This is a genomic window from Pseudoalteromonas ruthenica, from assembly GCF_008808095.1.
Taxonomy (GTDB): domain Bacteria; phylum Pseudomonadota; class Gammaproteobacteria; order Enterobacterales; family Alteromonadaceae; genus Pseudoalteromonas; species Pseudoalteromonas ruthenica.
In genome coordinates, this window is record NZ_CP023396.1 from 780,612 (window position 1) to 803,545 (window position 22,934).

Genomic DNA, 22,934 nt, shown 5'->3' on the forward strand with positions numbered 1-22,934 from the left:
CCGCAAGGTTATTGGCGCGGTGCACTGAGCACCGGCCAGTAGATGAAAAAGAAAATCGTGAATGAAGCAACCCAAAGCGCCGCGCTCAAGGCCCAGCCTACAAATGCATGGCCAGTCAACGTCAGAGTAAAGCGCAGCAATGTAGCCCCAACCAAGCATATAAAAGCGGCTGTGATCTGGGGTTTAACGTTGAGTTTGCGCCCTGTGTGCCCTAACGAGACGCGACTTATCATCGCGAGAATCATCAAACCAATGGCGCCGAGGGTGATTAGGTGCAGGGCGTTGCTAAAGAGTAATGTGTCGATGTAGTAACTCAGACCCAGCGCAATAAGCCCGAGCCCCATAAAGGCGTATGCGCTATGCAGCGACCACAGCAAAGGAATGGTGAAGGTACTTAAGCTAGACCACGGTTTCATACGAATAAGGTGCACGCATCCTGTGCCTATCAACAATATGGCTGGAGAAAAGGGCAATAATTCGAAGTGACTGGTGATAAACACAACCAGGCAAGTGACCGTGAGTGGCAGCTGTATTTTCTCTGCCCATATCATCGGTGTTTGGGCATCAATATTTGCACCGCGAGCCGTAAAAAATGGGATCACCCGGCCGCCAACGACCCCAATGAGAAGCGTAAACAGCAATACAGCTGAGCGGATAAGGTGCAACGCGATTAAATGCTCACCCATGAGCGCGAGCACCAAGGTGGCTGCGTTTAGTGTCGCCAGTGCCAAGAGCATGGGCACGAAAAGGTAGTTGCGTACATTGCGCGCGCTGAAAACGAGACGCGTAAAGGTGAACACTATGGCGGCCCACCATAAAAGCGACATAATTAACGCGGCGATAATAGTGGTGTGCGTGTTAGTAAATACCAGTATACGAATACACACCCAAAGTAACAGTAAAGCTGCCACGGGGAGGCCCGTTATACTGGGCAACCCTGTCCATGTTTGCACCGCCGTCATTATAAAACCAACGGCGATGAGCGCTGCAAAACCAAAGATCATTTCATGACTGTGCCACAGCACGGCTGGCAATATTGGTTGCGGTAAAGTGATGAACCCGGCCAGCATCGCTGCCCATAAGGCAATGGCTGTCGCCGCAAATAGCGCGCCAGTTAAGAAAAATGAGCGAAACGCTAATTGCCAAAACGGATGGTGAAAGCCAATTTGTTTATTGTCGGGTGTGTTGGGTTCTTGTATTTGCATTTAAAACACCCTGTAGCCCAAGCCATAAACGCCGACACAACGCACCACATACGCCAACTTAAAGATTGCCGCGAACACTATGGTGCCGATATGGGCAGTTATCTGCATGGAGATGGGTAAATATGAGTCGAAATAAAAGCTCATTAATAGGCTGCAAATAACGAGGCCAAGTGACAACACCATGCTCCAGTTAGCAGCAATAATGCATTTTTGAAAGCTTAACTGTGCCCCCTCAAGTGCATGATTAGTGGGAAGAACAAACTGCGAGTACATAGGCGCTCCTACAAATGAATCTATTGGAGCTATATCAAAACTAGTGCCATCTTTTTAAGTTGTTGATAAATATAAGGTATCTAATGAATCAGATTGTTTTTGTGTCATTAAGACATACTTGTTATGCGTGTCTTAATGACTACAATAAAGTTAAAATGATTTCGGGCCACGTATATGAACCGCCTTACCGACAACCAACTTTTGGAATTATCCATCACCCTCGCGCAGAGCGTCGCCAGTCAACAGCGCTTTGATGAATTGCTCAGTGCCATTCGTAAAGTGATCACCTGCGATGCCATCATGTTACTGGCTCACAAAGGCGACTATTTACAGCCTTTGGCTCATCAAGGGCTGAGCCATGAAATACTTGGGCGTCGCTTTGTTATTGCTGAGCACCCTCGGTTTGTTGCGATTTGTCAGTCATTAACAGCCACGCGTTTCCCCGCAGAGTGTGAACTGGCTGACCCATATGATGGCTTACTCACGGCTATGGAGGGCGACTTACCTGTGCATGCGTGTATGGGGATCCCGCTGTATTTCCAAAATCAGCTACTTGGTGTATTAACCTTGGATAGTCTATCTCCTGGGGTGTTTGATTCACTTTCAGAACGCTCATTGGCGCTAATTGCATCCATGGCTTCGGTGAGCTTACATACGGCACTGACTGTTGATTTGTTAGAGGCCAATGTCAGCCATTCACAAGAAGTATTGCGCGCTCTGAGCGAACCCAGTGCCTCAGGCTGTCCGGCGGAAATCATTGGTCAAAGTCCCTGTATTGATAAACTTAAAAATGAAATTTCCTTGGTGGCCCCATCCAATTACTCGGTACTTATTGAAGGCGAAAGCGGCACAGGTAAGGAGCTGGTGGCGCACAGAGTGCATCAGCAATCAAGTCGTGGTGATCAAGCGCTTATTTATGTCAATTGCGCGGCGCTGCCAGAGAACTTGGTAGAGAGCGAATTATTTGGTCATGTTAAAGGTGCGTTTACCGGGGCTGAGCGCAAGCGAGCGGGTAAGTTTGTCATTGCCAGCGGTGGCACCTTGTTTTTAGATGAGGTGGGGGAGTTACCCTTAGCTGCGCAAAGTAAGCTTTTACGGGCGTTACAAAGTAATGAGATTCAACCTGTTGGCCAAGATGAAGTGATAAAGGTGGATGTGCGTGTTATTGCCGCCACCAATCGTGATTTAAAAGCTGAGGTGGAAAGCGGGCGCTTTCGCAGCGACTTGTATCACCGTCTCAACGTATACCCATTAAAAGTGCCGCCTTTACGTGAGCGTATGGCAGACATCCCACTATTGGCTGGTTTCTTTATCGAGCGTGCAAGGCGAAAACTCGGTGTAAACCAGCTGAAAATTTCCCCAGCGCTTTTAGACAGACTCGCCCAGTATACTTGGCCGGGCAATGTTCGCGAGTTTGAGCACTTATTGAATCGCGCAGCATTAAAGGCCTGTGCCAAAGTACCAATACACAGCCGCCATGATAGCCTGGTGACTGTGACGCTCGGCGACTGCGATGAACTGCATAAGACAACGCAAAGAAAGTCAGACCCGCTAAACACCGAGGAGAACACGCAAACGCCACTTCTATCAGATATAACACCTAACTCCATGGCGACAGAGGAACCGATTAATTTGCGCCAGGCTGTGGATGATTACCAACGCCAGATAGTCAAACGTGCCTTACAGGCTCATCAAGGCAACTGGAGCCGAACAGCCAAGCATTTAGGTGTTGATCGCGCTAACTTAATTCGTCTGGCTAAGCGTTTGCAAATACACGTTGAGAAAGTCGTGTTTTGAAAAAGGCGATGATTGACTTCGGGGTTCCCAGCTAAAGGTCGGTCACCACTTAAATGCTCATTAAAGAAAACGCTGTTTCGAAGAGGTTTGCTTAGTGTGACAGTATAGTTAAGCAATAAAGTAGACGTTGCGCCCATGACTAAACTCGTTTTGTGGTGTCGCTTTTCAAAATGTTTAACGCTATCTTTATTGAGCGTCTTGTTTGTTGTGAGAGTGTAAATGACCGAACTAAGTAAAGTTCTCGTGATTGATGATGAGCCCATTAATACCCTTCAGCTGGAACATGCGTTGGCGGGGATAGGTGAGGTTCAATCATGTAATGAGAGCAGCGAAGCGATGGCGCTTATTGCCGATTTTAAGCCAGATATTTTGTTGCTTGATTTAGAAATGCCTACCATCAGCGGTTTTGACTTACTGGCTCAAATTCAATGCCAGCCCTCACTTAGTGCGCTGCGCATTATTGTTATCACTGCACACAACGACCCGGAAATCGAAGAGCGCGCACTCGCGCTGGGTGCCATCGACTTTATCTCCAAGCCTTTGAATCTTACGTTGTGCCGTATGCGAGTAGAGAACCATGCCAAAGTGCGTGCACAAGAGCGAGCATTGGAAAAGACACAAAGGCTACTGGCGGCAGAAAAAGAGCATCTGCGCATTACCCTAGACTCTATCGCGGATGGCGTAATTTCGACCGATGAGCATGCCTGTATCACCTACCTGAACCCGGTCGCACAACGTTTGACTGGTTGGTCGCAAACCGCTGCTAAGGGACGACATATTGAAGAGGTGATGAAGCTAAGGGATGCCTCAACGAAAGAAGCGTATATTAATCCTTTGACCGTGGCATTAAAAGAAAACAGGCCTGTGGCCATGGCAATAAATACTCAACTGGTCAGTAAACAAGGGCTGGAGTACCGCGTGGAGGACAGTGCTGCGCCAATCCTTGACGAGCAACGCCAACAGCGTGGTGCCGTGATGGTGTTTCAGGACGTGAGTGAAACCCTCGCTATGTCAGTGCAAATGACCTACCTCGCTCATCATGATCAGCTCACCGCACTGCCTAATCGAGTACTGTTGCATGACCGGCTTACACAAGGCATTGCCAGAGCTTCAGCTGGCAACCGTAAAGTAAGTTTAATGCTGCTAGATTTAGATAACTTTAAGTATATAAACGACGCCATGGGCCATCACATTGGCGATGAAATTATCGCGCATGTTGGCCACAGCCTTGACCGCTTTGCCTGTAGTGATATTACTGTTGCCCGTGTCGGCGGCGATGAGTTTGCATTGGTAGTGCCGCAAGAGCAAAACTCGTTCGGGTTGGAGGCGTTAATTAGCCAGTTGCTAGATGTCATCGCTAAGCCTTTTCGGCTGGGGGGCGAGCAACACAACTTGAGTGCCAGTGTGGGTATCAGCGTCTATCCAGACGATGCTTCCAGTGTTGAAGAAATGCTTCGTCATGCCGACTCAGCTATGTATAAGGCGAAACAAGCAGGGGCGAATAGTTATTGTTATTTCAGCGATGATTTACAACACGAAATGAATCAACGTTTAGCTGTCGGCTATACGCTTCGCGAAGCACTGGAGCAAAACGCGTTAGAAGTTCACTATCAGCCTAAATTTGACCTAAATACCAATGACATTATTGGAGCAGAGGGGTTAGTGCGATTAAGAGGCGCAGATGGCAAGTTAATATCACCAGCTCAGTTTATTGAATATGCTGAAGATTCAGGCTTGATTTATCGTCTTGGTGAACAGGTTCTAGAGCAATGCTGCCGTGACGCCAAAGCATGGCTCGATGCTGGGCATGCACAGAAGGTAGCGGTTAATATATCGGCAAAGCAGTTTTCTGACTCTGCGCTGGTCGATACCGTTGCCGCTATACTTGAGAAAACTCAGCTGCCGAGTCGATATTTAGAGCTCGAGGTTACTGAATCTGCCCTTATAGACAGTTACGAGCAAACGGTCACTCAACTACAATCTATTGCCGATATGGGCGTAAGCATTGCTCTTGATGACTTTGGTACCGGCTACTCAAGCCTTTCTTATCTCAGGCTTTTCCCCCTGAATGTATTGAAAATAGACCAATCTTTTGTACGAGATATGCTGGCAGAGCCCCAAGCGTTAGATATTGTGACGGCTATCATAGACCTAGCAAATTCGCTAGGCTTGGAAATTGTCGCAGAGGGCATTGAAACCGAACCGCAAGCCAAAAAGTTACGTTCTTTGGGGTGCGGCATTGGCCAAGGGTATTTACTGGCTAAACCCATGGTATCTGTGTCATTGTCACAGTTATTAGAGCAACAAGCAGCAGGAACGCTATGCACCTAGATATAAAACCGCTTTCCCAGTGTAAAGTACTGGTGGTCGACGATGATGATATTGCACGGCTAACCTTAGAGGCAATGTTAGAAGAGTACTTTGATGTCACCACATTGAGTGATAGCTCCCAAGTTTTAGCGTACTGCGCTGCTGAGGTACCCGATTTAATTCTACTCGACGTCAATATGCCCCATATTAGTGGCTTAGAGGTCTGCAAAGAACTAAAACAAAGCGCTTTGCTTGAACAAGTGCCCGTGGTCTTTGTGACTGGCACCTATGACACCCAATCGCAAAATGCATGCTGGGAGGCGGGAGCCAGTGATTTTATCGGAAAACCCGTTGCGGCCTCAACGCTAATTCACCGAACGCAAAATCACCTTGAAAATAAACTGAGACTGGAAGCTCTCATTAAGCTCACTTATAAAGACTCTTTGACAGGACTTTACAATCGCCACTACTTAGATGAGGAAGTCGTGAACTCATTGCGTCAATCTATACGTGAGTGTAAACCTTTTAGTGTACTGATGGTCGATATTGACCACTTTAAGCAATACAACGACCACTATGGTCACCCTCAAGGCGATGAATGCCTTAAGCAAGTTGCGCAGGTGTTGCAACAGAGCTTGCGTAGACCCCATGATGTGGCGGTACGCTTTGGCGGTGAGGAGTTCCTAGTGATCATGCCCTATACGGATGCAAGTGGTTGCGAATTTATTTGCAAGCAAATAATGAATAATTTAAGCGCAGCTAATCTTAAACATGACTATTCGCCGTTTGCGCAGGTGACCGTTAGTATTGGTGCTACAACCAGTAATCAGAGCGCTGAAGTAGCCCTTGAAACACTGATAGCAGATGCAGATCAAGCCCTTTACGAGGCTAAACGAGCGGGTCGAAATCGGTATCAGTGTCTCGATTAATTACTGCTAAGCAAGAAGAAAATTTTTTCTAATTTAAGGGCTTAGTCTACACTTTGTAGCAAACTTAACGACAGGAGTCTGGTTAATGAGCTACTCTCCCACACGTCGGCGATTTTTACGTACCCTAGGTCAGGGAGCAGCGGTATCAACGCTTGCTCTCAAAGCGCCCTATGTCTTCGCAAAGAAAAAAGTCACCCTCAGGGTCATGGGCACACATGTGACCTTACAAGAAGAGCTACGCCAACGGGCGATGCGCGAGTTGGGTATTCACTTAATGTTTGCCCCTATGGGCAGTGCGGCACTGTTACAAAAAGCAGCGGCAGACCCAAGCTCGTTTGATGTATACGAGCAATGGTCAGACTCTATTAATATTTTATGGCAAGCAGGCGCGATACAACCCATTGACGTTGATAGGTTAACTTACTGGGATGAAATTAATAACCTAACAAAAACGGGGCAACTGACTAAAAACGCGCGAGTGGGGGCGGGGGATGCGCCCAATAAAATCTTGTATGTGCAGGATGATGGCAAGTTAGGGCCGCAGGCCACAGACAAAGTTAGCTTTATGCCTTACGTGCACAATGTTGACTCCTTTGGCTATAACACTCAGCACATTGCTAAAGGCCGGGCTTATGAAACTGAGTCTTGGTCATGGCTTTTGGATGAGCAAAACAAAGGTAAAGTGGCGCTTGTGAATGCACCAACCATCGGTATTTTCGATGCTGCTTTGGCAGTACAGGGTCAGGGGCTCATGACATTTAAAGACATGGGTAATATGTCCATTGCTGAAATTGATAAGCTTTTCAGTATTTTGCTTGCTAAAAAGCGCCAAGGTCATTTCTCTGGCTTCTGGACCTCTGTACCCCAGTCGGTCGATTTTATGAAAACGAATCGAGTGCACATACAAAGCATGTTTTCACCGGGGGTGAGCGCCTGCCGAGGGCAAGGAATCCCTGTGGTCTATGCAGCGCCTAAGGAAGGCTACCGGGCCTGGCATGGGGTCATGTGTTTATCAGCACACACCACTGGAGCTGTCAAAGACGCAGCGTATGAGTATATGAATTGGTGGTTATCAGGTTACCCAGGGGCCTTTATTGCACGCCAAGGCTACTATATTTCTAACCCCCAACGTAGCCAGCCATTGATGTCTAAAGCAGAGTGGCAATATTGGTATGAGGGGAATGAAGCCAGTATGGATTTGCGTGGCACTGATGGCAAGGTATCGGTCCAGGCTGGGCAAATACGTAACGGTGGCAGTTACACAAAACGTTTTTCTAATGTTGCGGTGTGGAACACGGTGATGCCTAATTACGACTATAGCCTTGATAAATGGTATGAATTACTGAATGCGTAAGGATAGGTGGTGATTGAATTCATATCTCGCTCCGTTGCCGCGAAAATGACACTGGCACTGGCCCTAGTAGTTGCTACGCTCGTTGCCAGTTACTTTGTAATGGACCGCAGGCTACAGAGTATAGAGCGCTCTGTTGATGATATTACCGACATCAGCAATCATGCCATCGGTATTTTGCGAATTAACAAAGACATCGTTGAAATGCAACGTGATATTTCGGTATATGGGGCCTCGGGGAGTATTGCCGTATTTGAAAAAATAGAGCAAAACTACCGCAGTATTCGGCAGCGCCTTGATACACTCAACGACGTCAGTGTAGCGCCTAGCGAGCAAACCTATATTGATGCAATGAACGATTTGGTTGAACGCTATGGTAACAACCTCAAGGTGTTGACTAAACGCTATACCATCCGCAGTTCACTGATTGATGACGATTTACCAAGAATTTATCAAGGTGCCATTGACCGTCTAGAAGGTCTCAAAAAATTATCCACAAATACCGACGAGCGTTTACGCATCACGGAAACGATTAATTCATGGCACCGCTTGCACTATAACGCTCGACTGTTTTTAATAAAAAAGGACTATGCTAAGCGTCAAGAGGTCAGACAAATTATTACCTCCCTTTTAGTGTTCGAGCGCAATCTCAGTGCACCCTTAGTGAACAAGTATCCTGAATTGGTAGGGTCAGTTGTGCCGTTGGTAAAAGAGTACCAGAGCGTATTTAATAAAAGCGTGCAGGCCAACCGCAACTACTTTACTTTAGTTAATGTAGTGATGGCAGGGGATGCCATTGAATTTAGCGCCCTAGCAGATACGTTAAGAGAGCAATCACTAGAAAGGTTGCAGCAAATCAAGCATACGGCAGAGTCCATTGTTTCGAATACGACTCATATTCTTAACTTTTTAGGGGGAGCGGCAGCACTCTATGTCGTCGTTCTAGCGCTGTTTTTCCACTTTCATATTGCCAAAGCCGTACGCCGACTGACCAATAGCTTTCGTTGCTTTTTACAAGGAGATTTATCTGCACCGATTACTGACACTGAACGCAAGGATGAAATTGGCGTGTTGGCTGGCGCTGCCAACCGTTTTCGCGAACTCAGCAAGGAGTTTATTGTTGCTAAGCAGGCAGCCGAGCGCACGAGCAAGGTGAAATCAGAGTTTTTAGCCAATATGAGCCATGAAATTCGCACGCCTATGAATGGTATTCTCGGTATGGCAAGGCAGCTTACTAACACGGCATTAAGCCCAGAACAAAAACGTATGCTGGGTATGATTCGCTCTTCTGGCACTAGTTTGCTGGTGATCATTAACGACATCCTCGACTTGAGCAAAATTGAGGCCGGAAAAATTGAACTCGATTGCCAACCTGTCGCACTTACCTCCCTTCTTGAGGAGCTTCGCCATCTTTTTACTGAACAAACTGAGGCCAAAGGTGTTCAGTTATTTATTAGCGCAACACAGAGCGACAATGATCTTATTTTTGACGCAGATGAGACCCGCTTAAAGCAAGTACTCATGAATTTGTTGGGCAATGCCGTGAAATTCACCGAAAAAGGCAGTGTGGCTTTGAACGTGACCATGAGCCAGCAAAAAGGCGATGAGCTAACATTGCTGTTTAGTATCTCAGATACAGGGATTGGCATAGCACCAGAGCATATCTCCTCGCTTTTTGAAGCTTTTTCTCAAGCTGATACATCCATTACTCGGCGCTTTGGCGGCACGGGCTTGGGGCTGACTATTACCAGCAAACTATTGGCACTAATGGGAAGCGCTTTAAAGGTAGAAAGTGAGCTTGGTCAAGGGTCCCATTTTTACTTCGAGCTCAGCACTCAAGTGAGTGCGTACAAGCAACAGACCGACGTAAGCTTGCAAGAACAGAATACCCACACGCAAGACTTCTCAACACTGAGCGTGCTGGTTGTCGAGGATAATGAAGTTAATCAAGTGGTGGCAGAGGCGCTACTTAATGAATTCGGGATATCGGCTATTAGTATAGCAAGCGACGGGGAGCAAGCGATTGCCATGTGTGAGACTGGAGCCTATGACATTATCTTTATGGATATGCAAATGCCCGTGCTTGATGGCCCGCAGGCGACGCGAGTGATTAAATCGCTGCCCAATTACGGTTCGGTCCCCGTGATTGCGCTAACGGCCAATGTGCTATCGGCAGACCGACAACGCTGCTTTGATGCAGGGATGGATGCCTTTCTTACTAAACCTATTGAGTATGAACAATTGGCTGCGGTCTTGCGCAAGTGGTGCACTGACAGTGAACCGCTCTGTGGTATAAAAAATTAGCAGGGAAGTAAACATGAGCAAAGCAAAGCACAGCAGTTCAAGAAAACTAAAATCCAGTGCCTTTATATGGGCAGCGACCTTATTATTTGTACTTATTACCACTGCTACAGTGTTCATATTTGAAGGGAATGTAAAACAAAATACATTAAAGCAGATACGTGTAGACCTGAAGGAAACAGCGGAGCGACTCAAAGAAGTGGTGACTAAATCCGTTGCTAACTATAAGGCCGACCTGCGTTTTCTACATTCTACGCCGCCAATCTCTGGGCTGCCCCGAGCACATTTTAATAACGGCATCGATGCTTATGATGGCACCACGTACACACAATGGAAAGAACGGCTCGAAACCATTTTTATCGGTTTTATGGAGAACAACCTTGCTGTAGAGCAACTGCGGATCATCGCCATAAATGCCGAAGGCAATGAATTGGTGCGTGTGCAGCGTCGTGGCGCTGCAGTGGAAGCCGTGCCGGATTATTCCTTACAGAATAAAGCGGGTGAAGGATATTTTTTACCCAGCTCACAGCTGGGGTTAAACCAAATTTACATGTCGCCGTTATCGTTAAATCGTGAATTTGGTGATATATCCTTCCCTTATAAACCTATGTTGCGTTTTGCAATACCTATTTACAGTGAGCAAGGCAAGCGGTTCGCATTTTTGATTATGAATGTCAATGCCAACCAGCTTATCTCACAACTAGTAGACACCACATTTGATTATTCACATTTAGTGATCACCAGCTCTGAGGGGGATGTTATTTACCACCCCATCGAGCAGTATCAATTCACTCGTGACTTAGCCCCAGATATAACTTGGTCGTCGCTTTATAGCAGGCCTATCGAGTATGAAAATACTTACTTTGCAGAGCAGCGCTTTTCAGAGCAACAGGGCGTGTATATCTATTCTGAAAAAGTACAAACTCGGCCCAACAATAAGTATGGGTTTGTTAACTTTAATGTACTCACTCCTGAAACCTACATTAATGGGATTATAAATGAGAAGCGGCTTTTAACTTATTCATTTTTAACTGTGGTTGTGCTGCTCTCTTCAGTTTTAATTGTTACTTTTCATCGCAGTGCCATTCGCAGTCAACTGCTTGCGGACGCGCGTCGTGAGTCCTCAGCGATTGTGGAGGGCTCGATTGATGCCATAGTCGGTATTGATTTAAAGGGGCAAATAACGAGTATAAATCATGCTGCTGAGCAGTTGTTGGTTGTCACTAGCCAAGCTGGAATTGGTAAATATTACGAGCAACTATCGCTGTTACAAAAACTACCGGTGGAAAAGTACATTACTGATTTGCAAACATCGGAAACACAGATAAAAGATCAGTGTGAAGTGGCTATTGACGAGCGTGCTTTATATTTGGCCGTTTCTGTTAGCCCCGTCGTATCTGAATCTCAAGATTTAATAGGTATTGCGCTCATTATTCGCGATATCAGTAAAGAAAAAGCGGCAGAGCTGAAAGTTAAACGCCTAAATTCTGAATTAGAGGCTAAGGTTCGACAGCGTACCCAAGCTCTCGCGCAAGCTAAAGATGAAGCCCTAAAGAATAGTGATATCAAAAGCGCATTTGTTTCTAATATCAGTCACGAACTACGTACCCCTCTTAACGGTGTGATTGGCACGCTCAATATTTTAAAGCGCGAGCCATTATCTGAAAAAGCACGGCAACTTACCGATATGATGGAGCTAAGTGCGTCTAACTTAAGGCTGCTAATAAACGATATTTTAGATTTATCAAAAATAGAAGCAGGTAAACTTGATTTAAATGCCAAACCTTTTAACCCCGCTTCGTTACTGGAAAGCTTAGTCGGGTCTTGTGCCGTTCGCGCTTATGATAAAGGGCTGGAAGTGTTTATTGATACCCAGCAGCTTTGCTGCACGCAGGTAGCGGCTGATCCTCTTCGCTTTACGCAAATAGTGAATAACCTTATCAGTAACGCCATTAAATTCACGGAACAAGGGTATATTCGTATCATTGCTTCGGGTGATGTTGTCGATGGCCAATCATATCGCTTACAGGTAAGTGTGGAAGACAGTGGTATGGGTATTAATGAGCAGGCGCAACTACGGTTATTCAAGGCATTCAGCCAAGCCGATGGCAACATTGCCGCGCACTACGGGGGAACCGGCCTCGGATTATCTATTTGTAAGCAGTTATGCCAATTAATGGCCGGAGATATTAGTGTAAGCAGCCAAGAAGGTGAAGGCAGCACGTTTAGCTTTTATATCTCCATGCCCTTAGAAAGTGTCGCGATAGCGCAAAAAACAGCCTATTTCGCTGACAAATTCTGTGCGGTGATCTGTACCTATGAGTATGCACGCGCCCATGTACAACGCTTGATTGAAGGCGAAGGAGGGCGTGTTCACACTGATATAGAACAGGTATCCAATGGATCACTAGGGTGCGACTTTATCTTTATCGATGGTGTTTCTTACAGTGTAGAAGAGCTAAGTAAGCTGGTCACCAAGTGGCAGCAAGACTGCCCACAAGCCCAACTTGTATTGCTACAGCAACCGGGTACGGGAGCGCCAAAAAGCCTCAGTGTTGATGTTGTTACAATTAGTAAGCCATTGACTCACAGCGACTTGTTAAGGCTCATAGGCGCAAAAGAGGTCGTACCGTTAATATCGGGGCACAATGACGCTAATGAGCGCGCTGATGATATCTCTGAGGAGTTAATCCAGCGCATTAGTGGTTGTCGAGTGTTGATAGTTGATGATAATGAAATTAATGTTGAAGTGGCGTGTGGCGTATTAAATACTTTGCCAGTAGAGCTTGAAAAAGCGTATAACGGCAAACAAGCCATTGATATGTTGCAAAACAGTGCGCGCGAGGGCAAAGCCATTAACTGTGTGTTGATGGATTGTCAGATGCCTGTTCTCGACGGTTACCAAACTAGCGAGCAAATTCGTGCGGGTGTCGCCGGTTCTGAGTTTACCGATATTCCCATCATTGCGATGACGGCAAATGCCATGATGGGTGAGCGAGAGAAGTGCTTAACAGCGGGCATGAGCGATTATATTAGTAAGCCTATCAACCCTGATGAGGCACTGGAAAAAGTCCTGCACTGGGGGTTATCAAATTATGACAATCATTCTCAGCCCCAGGCAGGTGAGCAACTTAGTCATACGCAAGACTCTGAACAGCCTCTCTGGGATAGAAACGCGGCGCTCTCTCGGCTATTAAATAAAGAGGTGTTGCTAAATAAAATATGCCGACTGTTTATCAAAACCGCACCACAAAAACTGGCTCAACTGCACCAAAGCCTTAACGATGAAAATCATGAACAGGTGCGTCAAGTGGCGCATTCTCTAAAAGGCTTATGTGGCGAAATTAGTGCAACAAGATTACATCAACTACTTGCTGAGGTGGAGCACTTGGCTGGCAGTGGAACCTTAGAGGTGCAGGTCGAATTGCAAGAAATCGACACTAGCCTGCCTGAGCTTATTGCAGATATTGAGCATTATTTAGAAGGGTCTGACTAGATATTGCTGTGAAGGGCGCAAGCCCATGCATCGGCAAATGCACCTGCTATAAATAGAAGGCCGCAATGGCCTGCATATAGTTCGGTGTTAGTATCTCTTTTTTAGGTGTTTTGCGCTGTTTCTAGGGTCTGTTGACCTTTCAAGTTCGTTTTTGCAGCAGTTTGATTGGGTTTTATACAAGGCAGAGGCTGCGTGGCATAGTTATTCTATGTGAGCCAGCCGTTAACACAGTAGAAAAGCCAATCAAGCGCTGCCGAACGGTTCTTTTGAGCGCACTTTTCTCATTGTTGCTCGATATTCGCTTAGATTACTAGGCCACACATCGAGCGCCGCGATAAAAGCACGCTCAAACAGAACAAAAATAGAACAGCAAAGATCAACAGACCCTAGCTCTTTAATCTTTTTATAGATTTCATCGGCCTCGTAGGTTAGTTGTGAATAACCGCGAATGTTGCCGTTGCGCTGGGCATGCATAGCTTGTTCGAGTTTCTGCGCGTGTTGGCGTTCAAGTTTTTTGGTGGGATTCGATTTAAACCATGAGAACATCGGCTCACTCCTTTTTATTGTCCACACTTTTACGAGGTCTAAACCCAAAGAGTTTAAAAATCATCTATATTTTTCATCAGAGGCAATATTTTTCACACCATTAAGGAGAACGGATGCCCGGAAGTTATCCAGATAAAATACGTGAACTGGCGCTCTATGATGGCCGTTTTGATGCCTATCAATTAAAAGCGCAGGGCTGCGACGTGTTATTTGCTTCATACCCCGCAGGTACCAGCATTGCAGCGCACACCCACGATACAGACAACCATGGGGTGATCATAAAAGGAGAATTAATACTGACGATGAATGGTAAAACGCAGCGCGTTGGTGCAGGGCAGTGGTATTGCGTACCGGCTCATGTTGAGCATGAGGCGCACTTCGAAGTGCAGACCGATGAGATTGAGTTTTGGTTTAACGCAGAAAAAGAAAAATAAATTCACCCCTTTTTGTTTCCCCCGGCGTTTTGTTGCTAAGCCCGTTTAAATGGGTGTGTTTTCAAAAGGGGATTACTATGCAACAAACGCAAACTTTTCATAATCAGCTCTTCGCTCCCAGCGCAAAAATATTGGCGTGTGTATTTCTTGGTAGCGCGGTGACCTTCGCTATTTTCTTATTTATGGTGTCTTTACTCGATGGCCCTGCCAGGGTGCCTGATGCACCGAAGGAGTATCCCATCGTCGAGATCCTCCAGCCCAAAGAGCCAACCAAGGTCATTGAGAAAGCGAAACCGGTGCCGCCCAAAGTACCACCGCGACCGAAGCAGCGTCCACAAGTAGCGGCTGAGCCTGCCTTTGAGGGTCCGGGGACAATAGCGGTTACCCCTGATGTACCCGCACCTTCGACTCAACTTGATGCTTTTCCAAGTGCGGCACAAGGCGCGGCAAGACCTTTGGTAAGAGTACCACCTCAATATCCACCGCAGGCGGCGCGCGAGGGTATCGAAGGGTTTGTGGTATTAAGATATGATATCTCCGCAACGGGGGCGGTAATGAACGCCGAGGTTATAGACAGCGAACCCAAACGTATTTTCGACCGTTATGCCTTAAAAGCACTGCGCAAGTGGAAGTTTAACCCCATGCTTGATAACGGTGGTGCGCAAGTACAGCGCAATCAACAAGTAAGGTTAGACTTTAATTTGCAGCAATAAAGGGAGAGCGGCAACTGCGGTTGCCGCACCAAGGAGTCGTTATGATAAAAGCCGCAGCGGCTTGGCTTTTAAAGCCAAAGTTACAACAAAATGAGCCGTTGAGCGATGAGCAGTTAGTGCACCAAGCACTCAAGGGGGATGCTCAGAGTAAAGCGGCGAAGCACGCGTTAATATCGCGCTTGAGCGACGATTTACTTTACTTTGTGCAAGCGCAACTAGGCAGTGTGATTGACGATACGCACACCCGTCGGCAACTGGCATTAGATATGCTGCAGGAAATATGGTTAATGTGGCTCTCGCATCCGCAGCGTTATCAAGACCAAGGTCACGGCAGTTTTAAAGCGTGGTTGTTTCGTGTTGCTCGAAATCGCGTAATTGATTATGCCCGGCGGGTCAAAGTGACGTTAGATATCGATACTGATGAAATAGCTATCACCTTGAATATAGATCATCAGCAGGTTGATAGACTTATTGCTGATGCCGAACTAGCCCAGTTATCAGCGGCCATGCAGCAGCTGCCCTTTGGTCAAAAAGAGGCGCTGATGCTCCAACTCGAGGGATTCAGCTTGGGTGAGATCGCGACCATTACTCACACCGCCAAAGAGAGTGTCAAAACCCGTTTACGCTATGCCAGAGACAAGTTGGCGATAGTACTGCAAGCAGGAGCAAAGAATGACTAAGTTAAGTGACGAGCGTTTACACCAAGCGCATCAGCGGCAAAAGCGAGAGCTGCGATTAACTGATACTGAAAAGAAGCAGTTGCACCACACCTTGTTTAAATCAAGGCACATCAAGCAAGCATGGTGGATGCGAACACAGTGGCTCATGGCTTGTGCCGCTGTGTTTGTGCTCGGCGCGATAAGTTGGCAGCAGTATCATGGGCCGGCACCGAGTACTTACACCTTGGCGTCTTATCAGCGTATTGAAATCTATGACTTGCAAGGCAGTGAGCAGCGCGTGCGTGTGAGTGCGGTGGTGCCCAGAAAAATTCGCAACATTGAAGATGCTGAGCGTCAATTAAGCGCGCAGTTACAGCGCCAACAACTTGCTTATGGTGCGGCAATTGAGGGTGAGTACCAGCGTATAGCGCGTGTTGTGCACCTTGATGATGATTGGCTACTTGCTGATTGCCAAGAGCAAGTACTGCTTGCGTTGAGTGCCCCATTATTGGCGCGTTTAAAAACGCCGGCGAGGATGCCTGAAAAGGATATGCTTATGCAGTTAGAGTTTAATACTCAAGGCCAACTCGTTGCCGTGCGTGGCGCACCGAGTCAATCATGTGGGTAGAGAGCGAGGCAAGCAGCGATGCTACTTGCCGACATTTTTATAGTGGGGTGTAGGGAACATATTTGGCCAGTTCAACCTGGAATTGTTCGACACCATCTTTGCCTTTGTACATACGCACCATCATGTAATTCATTTTTGGTGCAAACCAAGCGATTGCTTGGCGCTTATCGTTATCGTAAAGGCGCTTTACCTTAACTGTTTCTACATTGCCAATAGGCAAGGTGATGGTTTCAGTGCCGACAACCTCAAAAGCATATTCGCGACTATTACCTTTTTTATCCACTATGGGGTAGGCAAATCGCTCTTGTCCTTCGGCTAATGCTTTGCGCAGGGCTATTTGGTAAGACAGTACATCTTGATAATCTGCTTTCCAAGGGCAATCGAGCGCGTATTTAGACTCGTTACTGAATACTTGTTGATTGCTGTGATCGAAACTGATCTTGTACTCTTTATCAGGGCCCGTACCGGTGCGCTCCATGGTGTAGTAAATAGGCGTTACTTCGCCATCGGTAAACTGAAAGCGATTGGTTTCTTCACGTTCGTCGGAAAAAATCATCCACTCTATATCGCTGCGGTAACTCAGTTGGTAGTGGCTATCGTCAATACGCGTGAGGGCGCGCCTGGCTTTACCGTGGCGTTCACCTTGGCGAGTGACATGGTACTCCGCGCTGTATTCAGTAAGGGCAGAGGTTGCGTCGCTGGCTTGAGATTGCGGCTGTGCATCAGCGGCGAAAGAGCCGCAGCTTAACGCTGCGACCAATAAAATATTAGCTGTCCAAGTACGCGTTAAGGTCGGCACCTTGGCTAGGAAGGGTGTTGTTATCGAGCACTGCATAGTTATCTTCCATCGTCAGTCGTTGTTCGCTGAACCACTTTACTACCAACGGATAGATTATATGTTCTTGTGCATGGACTTTTTGTGCCAGCGTTTGTGCTGTGTCACCATTTTCAATGGGCACTTGGGCTTGGACAATCACAGGTCCGCCATCGAGCTCCTCGGTAACAAAGTGAACGCTAACGCCATGCACTTTATCGTTTGCATCTAGTGCGCGCTGGTGGGTGTTCAGCCCTTGATACTTAGGCAACAATGAAGGATGAATGTTCAACATTTTTCCTTTAAATTTTTGCACTAAGCTAGGGGTTAGAATACGCATAAATCCAGCTAATACAACACAGTCTGGTGAAAAACTATCAATAAGCTCACCTAGAGCCACATCGTATTCATCGCGAGAGGCAAAAGCTTTATGGTCTAGTACTTCAGCGCGGATCCCGCTATTGCGAGCGCGCTCTAGGCCATAGGCGTCGGCTTTGTTGCTGATCACCGCGCATACTTCAGCGGGAACATTTCCCGCTGCACAGGCGTCAATAATCGCTTGCAAGTTTGAGCCGCTGCCCGAAATCAATACTACGAGTCGGGCATGGGCCATTACTTACTTCCACCTAGAATTTCTACTTGCTCTTCATCGGCGCCGGCATCTTGAATTTCACCGATGTGCCATGCGTCTTCACCTGCGTCTTTCAGGATGCTTAAGCTTTGCTCTAATTTATCGGCTGGCACGGCAATAACCATACCGACACCACAGTTAAAGGTGCGGTACATTTCGTGTGTTTCGATATTGCCGTTTTCTTGTAGCCAGTTAAATACCGCAGGCCACTGCCAGCTATCGCCTTTAATCACGGCTTTAGCTGATTGTGGTAATACACGTGGGATATTTTCCCAGAAGCCGCCACCTGTGATGTGTGAAAGCGCATGCACATCAACTTGTTTAAGTAGCTCCAGTACCGGCTTAACATAGATGCGGGTAGGTTCCAGTAGATGCTCGGCAAGAGGTTTGCCCGCAAATTCGCTGCTGGTATCTGCGCCCGACACTTCAAGTACCTTGCGGATCAGTGAATAGCCATTGGAATGAGGACCACTTGAGGCTAACGCAATGAGTTGATCGCCAGCTGCGACTTTGGTGCCATCGATAATGCCTTGTTTTTCCACCACACCAACGCAAAAGCCAGCCATGTCGTAGTCATCACCTTCGTACATCCCTGGCATTTCTGCAGTTTCACCACCTATAAGGGCACAACCTGAAAGCTCACAGCCTGCGCCAATACCGGTGACCACATCGGCGGCGGTATCAACATCTAACTTTCCAGTGGCGTAGTAATCTAGGAAAAATAATGGCTCCGCACCTTGGACAATCAAGTCGTTGACACACATTGCAACAAGGTCAATCCCTACCGTATCGTGCTTCTTTAGGTCGATAGCGAGGCGTAGCTTAGTGCCAACGCCATCAGTACCAGCAACAAGAACAGGCTCTTTGTAGCCAGTGGGAAGCTGGCAGAGCGCGCCAAAGCCACCAATTCCGCCCATCACTTCAGGGCGTTTGGTCTTTTTAACAACGCCTTTAATGCGCTCAACGAGGGCGTTACCAGCATCAATATCGACGCCAGCGTCTTTGTAGCTAAGAGACTGTTTTTGTTCGCTCACAGGTTTTCCTCAAATAAATTTAGGGGTTGCTTAGAAACGCCGGGCATTTTACAGCAAATGCCCCTTGGAGGCTAGAAAAAGGAGGACGAATGTCCTTGTTAGGCTGTGGCAACCAGCACGGCGCGAAGTGGCGCTGGATACCCTTCGATGGTTTTGTTTACATCATTCGGGTCAAGGAAGTCGGCCAGCGACTCATTTTCCATCCACGACGTGCGCCGTTGCTCTGCCAATGACGTCTGATCGGTGTCAACAACGCGGATATCTTTAAAGCCGACGCGTCGCAACCACAGCTGCAATGCGTCGGTGCTTGGGATGTACCACACGTTGCGCATCTTTGCGTAGCGATCTTCCGGCATCAGTACCGTGTGAATATCGCCTTCGACGACCAAGGTCTCTAACACCAGTTCACCTCCCGGGCGCAATTGCGCTCGTAGCTGTGCTAAGAAATCGATAGGGGAGCGCCGATGATAAAGCACCCCCATGGAAAATACCGTATCGAAGGCTTTTAAGGCTGGCAGTTGTTCAACGCCCAAAGGCAGCAAATGCACAGCAGGATCTGGGTGATACTGTTTAATGGCTTGGAATTGGCACAAAAACAAGTCACTGGGGTCGATGCCCACCACCAGTTCGGCGCCTTCACCACGCATACGCCACAGGTGGTAGCCTGAACCGCAGCCAATATCTAGGACCTTACGATGTGATAAATCGCTGATATGGGGTAACACGCGCTCCCATTTCCAGTCGCTGCGCCATTCGGTGTCAATGTCGATACCAAACAGTGAAAACGGGCCTTTACGCCACGGCATAAAGCGCTTTAGTAGATGCGTTAACTGTTTGCGCTCGCCGTCACTAATGTCTTCGGCTTGGCCTATTGCGACCTGAGTACGAACATCAATGTTTGATGGCGTTAACTCAGGCAGGTTGTTCAGCACTTTTTGCCATTTTGGCATATCACCATGGCGAGCTTGGTCCTGCCAGTGTTGCAACTGCCCAGGTAAGGTATTTAGCCAGTGGCTCAAATCGGTGCAGGCAATGTGTTGATAAAACTGATTAAACCATTGATTCATAACTGTTCCGTTTATTTAATTGCGACCATAGAGCAAAAGTTAAAGCACTGATACCACACTTGGGTTTGGCTAAAGCCGACGTCTTGCAAGCGTTCAATATGGGTGCTCAAGGTGTCGGTGCGCATGACATTTTCAATGGCGGTGCGCTTTTGGCTTATCTCTAACTCTGAGTAGCCATTGGCGCGCTTGAAATCATGATGGAGGTCAACCAATAACTCGTCGACATCGGCATTTTCGCCCTTGAGTTTTTCACTTAGCAGCAATACACCTCCGTGCTTTAGGGCGTTAAAAATGCGCGTTAGCAGGGCATGGCGTTGCTCAGGTGGAATAAATTGCATGGTGAAGTTCATCGCCACGACAGAGGCGTTTTCAAGTTTAGCGTCAAGAATGTCACCAAGCTGCACGTCAACGGGCACAGCAGAGCGAAAGCCTTGTAAATGCATGCGACAACGTTCAACCATGGCTTGAGAATTATCAATGGCGACTATTTCACAGCCACTTTGGGTGAGGTTACGGCGCATACTAAGGGTTACGGCGCCTAGCGAGCAGCCTAAATCATACAGCCGCGTATGTGGCTGTGCGTATTTGCCGGCCAATTTACCAAGGGTGCTAACGATGGTGGCATACCCTGGTACCGAGCGTTCAATCATATCTGGGAACACCTCGACGACGTTGGCATCGAAGGTGAAATCTTTTACTTGCTGTTCAGCAGCATAAATACTGTCTTTCACTGACACTTTGCTAAGCTCTAGATAGAAACAATGACAATATTTTATCAAATTTGTTGGCGCTGTGGTGAGCTTTAGCAGCACAAATCGGCCGCATTAGGCTGCATTCGCTTTCGCTGGGTCACAAAAGGTGCCAAAAAATGTAAACAGTACTGGCTAGTTTTTCGGTTATTCAGTAAGTTAACCGCTGTAGTATGGTTTTATGCCAGTAAATAAAGATGTGAGACAGTGCATGAAAAAAAGCAAAGTAATTAGTACCGAGGATATTCTTTCCACGTTATGTCATTCGGTGACCGAGGTGTTGTCTTCTGCCAGCGGCAATAATATTAGCTATTCGGCCATGGTGCAAAAAATAACCCGCACCTGTATGCGCCCAGATATTGGCTGCTTCGTGTTATTCGATGGTGGCTTTACAGGGTTGGTGGTGACGAATTTTACCGCGCAAGCGGCGATGGAAGTCTATTCGGACTACTTGCGTAACATGGGCATGCCCGAGGAAGAGTTAGCGAAGAGCCACCTTTCTGATGATGTTTCCAATGTGCTAGGGGAGCTCATGAACCAAATCGTCGGTGACTTTACTAATAAAGTCAGGGAGCAACTGCACACGTCGATCACCCAAAATCAGCCGAAAATGATGGCCATCAACAAGCAAGTGCAAATCTCTGTGGATACCACTATGGACAGGCCTCAGGCGCGCCGTGTGACGTTTACCACACAGAACCAAAATATTTTTTACCTTGAATTGGCGATGGATAAAACGGAGTTTATCAAGCTCCATGATTTTGACATCACCGATGCGGTAGACCCTGATGACATCATTGAGAGTGCCCATGCCGATAAGCAACAAGCTGAAGAAAAAGCAAAAAAGCAGCAGGCTGAGCAGGATATCGATGACGATTTTATGGAAAACCTAGGTCTTTAATAGCCCCATACACGGCGTGAGGCTAACAATATTTGCGACCCTCTGTGACTGGTGTGATGCCAGTACATAGGGCAGCGCAGCTGTGCTAAAAGAGCTGTTCCTGTTGGTGCTTTTCACCCGGGAATGGCTCAACGGCACGGTGATAATAGCCACAAAAGCGCTGCAAATCCTGCGCAAACTGGCGTGCCAGTAAAGGCGCTCCGTCGTTATCAGCGGTGTGTAAAAACACATAAGGTGACTTGCCTTCATCTAACCACTGTTTAATCTTTGCCAACCAAGGCTGGTAATAGTGCTGATACTCATCACTTAGCGCAGCAATCACAAAACGCACCACTGGGCGCTCGCCCAAGGCCACCGCATGCACTGGTAAATGAGGTTTCTTCTGCTGTGCGTCAATAATGGCGTCACTATAGGGAGAGACGGCAAACAGCGCCCGGGTGTCCATACAAACACGATCAATATTATGTTGATGTAAAAATCGGTTCAGTGCGCGCTCGCTGTCACCTTTGGTAAAAAAATCGCGGTGGCGCACTTCCACGCTGTAGTGCAAGTCTTTGGGTAGTTGGGCAATAAAGTGTTGCAGTCGGGGTAGGTGCGTTGGTGTAAAGCTTGCTGGCAATTGCAACATCAAGCTGCCTACTTTGCTGAATAAGGGCGCCATTAGTTTAAGCCAGTGCGTGAGTTCTTGCTTTGGAGCTTGCAAGGCACTGTCGTGGCTAAAACGCTTAGGAAATTTAAAGGTAAAGCGGAAGTGCTCATCACTGCTGTGCAGCCAGCGCTTTACCACATCGGGGCTGGGGTCGGCATAGAAAGTGGTATTTCCCTCCACAGCATTGAATACTTCGCTGTAACGGGCGAGCATCTGTGATTGTTGGCAGTGTTGGGCAAATAATTGTCCTTTCCACGCGGTATTAGACCACTGTGGACAACCTAGATAAAGCATGGTTAGGGCACGGTTCATAGTGATTGGCAGCTATGCTAGCACAGCTTTATGGCTTTGGATGTTCAATAAGTGTGCAACTCGGAGTTTGCTTCGTGACATTGACTGCCGTTTTTATATAATTGACGCAATTAATTTGGCCACTGCGTGCTTAAA

The 22,934-nt window shown here is 47.2% G+C and carries 19 protein-coding genes and 1 pseudogene; 11 read left to right on the forward strand and 9 right to left on the reverse strand.

Going from position 1 to position 22,934, the window contains the following annotated elements; translation table 11 throughout:
• Positions 1–8 precede the first annotated feature (8 nt).
• Positions 9–1,205, reverse strand: coding sequence for an NnrS family protein (locus PRUTH_RS03760; protein ID WP_151172553.1), 1,197 nt, complete (start codon positions 1,203–1,205; stop codon positions 9–11).
• Positions 1,206–1,478 (reverse strand): hypothetical protein, encoded by a 273-nt coding sequence (locus tag PRUTH_RS03765; RefSeq protein ID WP_022945157.1) that lies wholly within the window; start codon positions 1,476–1,478, stop codon positions 1,206–1,208.
• A 174-nt stretch (positions 1,479–1,652) separates the two neighbouring features.
• Between PRUTH_RS03765 and norR the strand changes: the two genes are divergently transcribed.
• The 6 genes from norR to PRUTH_RS03795 all read left to right on the forward strand — a co-directional run bounded on the left by norR (position 1,653) and on the right by PRUTH_RS03795 (position 13,662).
• On the forward strand, positions 1,653–3,275 hold the full coding sequence (gene norR / locus PRUTH_RS03770) for a nitric oxide reductase transcriptional regulator NorR (protein WP_151172554.1): 1,623 nt from the start codon (positions 1,653–1,655) through the stop codon (positions 3,273–3,275).
• A 219-nt stretch (positions 3,276–3,494) separates the two neighbouring features.
• Positions 3,495–5,606 carry an EAL domain-containing response regulator gene (locus PRUTH_RS03775; RefSeq protein WP_151172555.1) on the forward strand — a complete coding sequence of 704 codons (2,112 nt, stop codon included), beginning with the start codon at positions 3,495–3,497 and terminating at the stop codon, positions 5,604–5,606.
• Positions 5,597–6,514: a GGDEF domain-containing response regulator gene (locus tag PRUTH_RS03780; protein ID WP_151172556.1), complete on the forward strand. Its 918-nt coding sequence runs from the start codon at positions 5,597–5,599 to the stop codon at positions 6,512–6,514. Before PRUTH_RS03775 ends, PRUTH_RS03780 begins: the two co-directional genes overlap by 10 nt.
• Before the next feature lie 85 nt (positions 6,515–6,599).
• Positions 6,600–7,868 (forward strand): ABC transporter substrate-binding protein, encoded by a 1,269-nt coding sequence (locus tag PRUTH_RS03785; RefSeq protein ID WP_151172557.1) that lies wholly within the window; start codon positions 6,600–6,602, stop codon positions 7,866–7,868.
• Positions 7,869–7,877: 9 nt separating this feature from the next.
• Positions 7,878–10,169, forward strand: coding sequence for an ATP-binding protein (locus PRUTH_RS03790; RefSeq protein ID WP_151172558.1), 2,292 nt, complete (start codon positions 7,878–7,880; stop codon positions 10,167–10,169).
• Positions 10,170–10,182: 13 nt separating this feature from the next.
• Entirely contained in the window at positions 10,183–13,662 is a 3,480-nt protein-coding gene (locus PRUTH_RS03795) for a PAS domain-containing hybrid sensor histidine kinase/response regulator family protein (RefSeq protein ID WP_151172559.1), read from the forward strand.
• Positions 13,663–14,049: 387 nt separating this feature from the next.
• On the opposite strand, the pseudogene PRUTH_RS19275 reads toward PRUTH_RS03795, so the two are convergent.
• A pseudogene (locus PRUTH_RS19275) lies at positions 14,050–14,208 on the reverse strand (DUF6435 family protein); the annotation flags it as partial.
• A gap of 113 nt (positions 14,209–14,321) precedes the next feature.
• On the opposite strand from PRUTH_RS19275, the gene PRUTH_RS03805 reads away from it, so the two are divergent.
• From PRUTH_RS03805 to PRUTH_RS03820, 4 genes are all read left to right on the forward strand, one after another.
• The gene (locus PRUTH_RS03805) at positions 14,322–14,642 is read left to right on the forward strand and encodes a cupin domain-containing protein (RefSeq protein WP_151172561.1); all 321 of its coding nucleotides are present in this window, start codon (positions 14,322–14,324) and stop codon (positions 14,640–14,642) included.
• A gap of 77 nt (positions 14,643–14,719) precedes the next feature.
• Positions 14,720–15,355, forward strand: coding sequence for an energy transducer TonB (locus PRUTH_RS03810; RefSeq protein WP_151172562.1), 636 nt, complete (start codon positions 14,720–14,722; stop codon positions 15,353–15,355).
• Positions 15,356–15,396: 41 nt separating this feature from the next.
• Entirely contained in the window at positions 15,397–16,035 is a 639-nt protein-coding gene (locus PRUTH_RS03815; protein WP_151172563.1) for an RNA polymerase sigma factor, read from the forward strand.
• The gene (locus PRUTH_RS03820) at positions 16,028–16,642 is read left to right on the forward strand and encodes a hypothetical protein (RefSeq protein WP_151172564.1); all 615 of its coding nucleotides are present in this window, start codon (positions 16,028–16,030) and stop codon (positions 16,640–16,642) included. Before PRUTH_RS03815 ends, PRUTH_RS03820 begins: the two co-directional genes overlap by 8 nt.
• A gap of 37 nt (positions 16,643–16,679) precedes the next feature.
• On the opposite strand, the gene PRUTH_RS03825 is transcribed toward PRUTH_RS03820, so the two are convergent.
• From PRUTH_RS03825 to cmoA, 5 genes are all read right to left on the reverse strand, one after another.
• Complete coding sequence (locus tag PRUTH_RS03825) at positions 16,680–17,477, reverse strand: DUF3108 domain-containing protein (RefSeq protein WP_151172565.1); 798 nt, start codon at positions 17,475–17,477, stop codon at positions 16,680–16,682.
• A complete protein-coding gene (gene purN / locus PRUTH_RS03830) occupies positions 17,410–18,069 on the reverse strand; it encodes a phosphoribosylglycinamide formyltransferase (protein WP_022945149.1) in 660 nt (219 codons plus the stop codon). Before purN ends, PRUTH_RS03825 begins: the two co-directional genes overlap by 68 nt.
• Positions 18,069–19,121 carry a phosphoribosylformylglycinamidine cyclo-ligase gene (gene purM / locus PRUTH_RS03835; protein WP_022945148.1) on the reverse strand — a complete coding sequence of 351 codons (1,053 nt, stop codon included), beginning with the start codon at positions 19,119–19,121 and terminating at the stop codon, positions 18,069–18,071. The genes purN and purM overlap by 1 nt, the downstream gene beginning before the upstream one ends.
• A 98-nt stretch (positions 19,122–19,219) precedes the next feature.
• Positions 19,220–20,188 carry a tRNA 5-methoxyuridine(34)/uridine 5-oxyacetic acid(34) synthase CmoB gene (gene cmoB, locus PRUTH_RS03840; protein WP_151172566.1) on the reverse strand — a complete coding sequence of 323 codons (969 nt, stop codon included), beginning with the start codon at positions 20,186–20,188 and terminating at the stop codon, positions 19,220–19,222.
• An 11-nt stretch (positions 20,189–20,199) separates the two neighbouring features.
• A complete protein-coding gene (gene cmoA / locus PRUTH_RS03845; RefSeq protein ID WP_151172567.1) occupies positions 20,200–20,925 on the reverse strand; it encodes a carboxy-S-adenosyl-L-methionine synthase CmoA in 726 nt (241 codons plus the stop codon).
• 223 nt (positions 20,926–21,148) lie between these two features.
• Here cmoA and PRUTH_RS03850 point away from each other — a divergent pair, with 223 nt between their 5' ends.
• The gene (locus PRUTH_RS03850; protein WP_022945145.1) at positions 21,149–21,838 is read left to right on the forward strand and encodes a DUF3334 family protein; all 690 of its coding nucleotides are present in this window, start codon (positions 21,149–21,151) and stop codon (positions 21,836–21,838) included.
• Between the two features lie 85 nt (positions 21,839–21,923).
• Here PRUTH_RS03850 and PRUTH_RS03855 read toward each other — a convergent pair whose 3' ends face one another.
• Positions 21,924–22,781, reverse strand: coding sequence for a DUF72 domain-containing protein (locus tag PRUTH_RS03855; RefSeq protein WP_151173693.1), 858 nt, complete (start codon positions 22,779–22,781; stop codon positions 21,924–21,926).
• Positions 22,782–22,934 lie beyond the last annotated feature (153 nt).

Bases quoted from the DNA above. Each gene is read 5' to 3' on its own strand.
- PRUTH_RS03760 (WP_151172553.1), bottom strand. From the start codon at position 1,205: ATGCAAATACAAGAACCCAACACACCCGACAATAAACAAATTGGCTTT.
- PRUTH_RS03765 (WP_022945157.1), bottom strand. From the start codon at position 1,478: ATGTACTCGCAGTTTGTTCTTCCCACTAATCATGCACTTGAGGGGGCA.
- norR (WP_151172554.1), top strand. From the start codon at position 1,653: ATGAACCGCCTTACCGACAACCAACTTTTGGAATTATCCATCACCCTC.
- PRUTH_RS03775 (WP_151172555.1), top strand. From the start codon at position 3,495: ATGACCGAACTAAGTAAAGTTCTCGTGATTGATGATGAGCCCATTAAT.
- PRUTH_RS03780 (WP_151172556.1), top strand. From the start codon at position 5,597: ATGCACCTAGATATAAAACCGCTTTCCCAGTGTAAAGTACTGGTGGTC.
- PRUTH_RS03785 (WP_151172557.1), top strand. From the start codon at position 6,600: ATGAGCTACTCTCCCACACGTCGGCGATTTTTACGTACCCTAGGTCAG.
- PRUTH_RS03795 (WP_151172559.1), top strand. From the start codon at position 10,183: ATGAGCAAAGCAAAGCACAGCAGTTCAAGAAAACTAAAATCCAGTGCC.
- PRUTH_RS03805 (WP_151172561.1), top strand. From the start codon at position 14,322: ATGCCCGGAAGTTATCCAGATAAAATACGTGAACTGGCGCTCTATGAT.
- PRUTH_RS03810 (WP_151172562.1), top strand. From the start codon at position 14,720: ATGCAACAAACGCAAACTTTTCATAATCAGCTCTTCGCTCCCAGCGCA.
- PRUTH_RS03815 (WP_151172563.1), top strand. From the start codon at position 15,397: ATGATAAAAGCCGCAGCGGCTTGGCTTTTAAAGCCAAAGTTACAACAA.
- PRUTH_RS03820 (WP_151172564.1), top strand. From the start codon at position 16,028: ATGACTAAGTTAAGTGACGAGCGTTTACACCAAGCGCATCAGCGGCAA.
- PRUTH_RS03825 (WP_151172565.1), bottom strand. From the start codon at position 17,477: ATGCAGTGCTCGATAACAACACCCTTCCTAGCCAAGGTGCCGACCTTA.
- purN (WP_022945149.1), bottom strand. From the start codon at position 18,069: ATGGCCCATGCCCGACTCGTAGTATTGATTTCGGGCAGCGGCTCAAAC.
- cmoB (WP_151172566.1), bottom strand. From the start codon at position 20,188: ATGAATCAATGGTTTAATCAGTTTTATCAACACATTGCCTGCACCGAT.
- PRUTH_RS03850 (WP_022945145.1), top strand. From the start codon at position 21,149: ATGAAAAAAAGCAAAGTAATTAGTACCGAGGATATTCTTTCCACGTTA.
- PRUTH_RS03855 (WP_151173693.1), bottom strand. From the start codon at position 22,781: ATGCTTTATCTAGGTTGTCCACAGTGGTCTAATACCGCGTGGAAAGGA.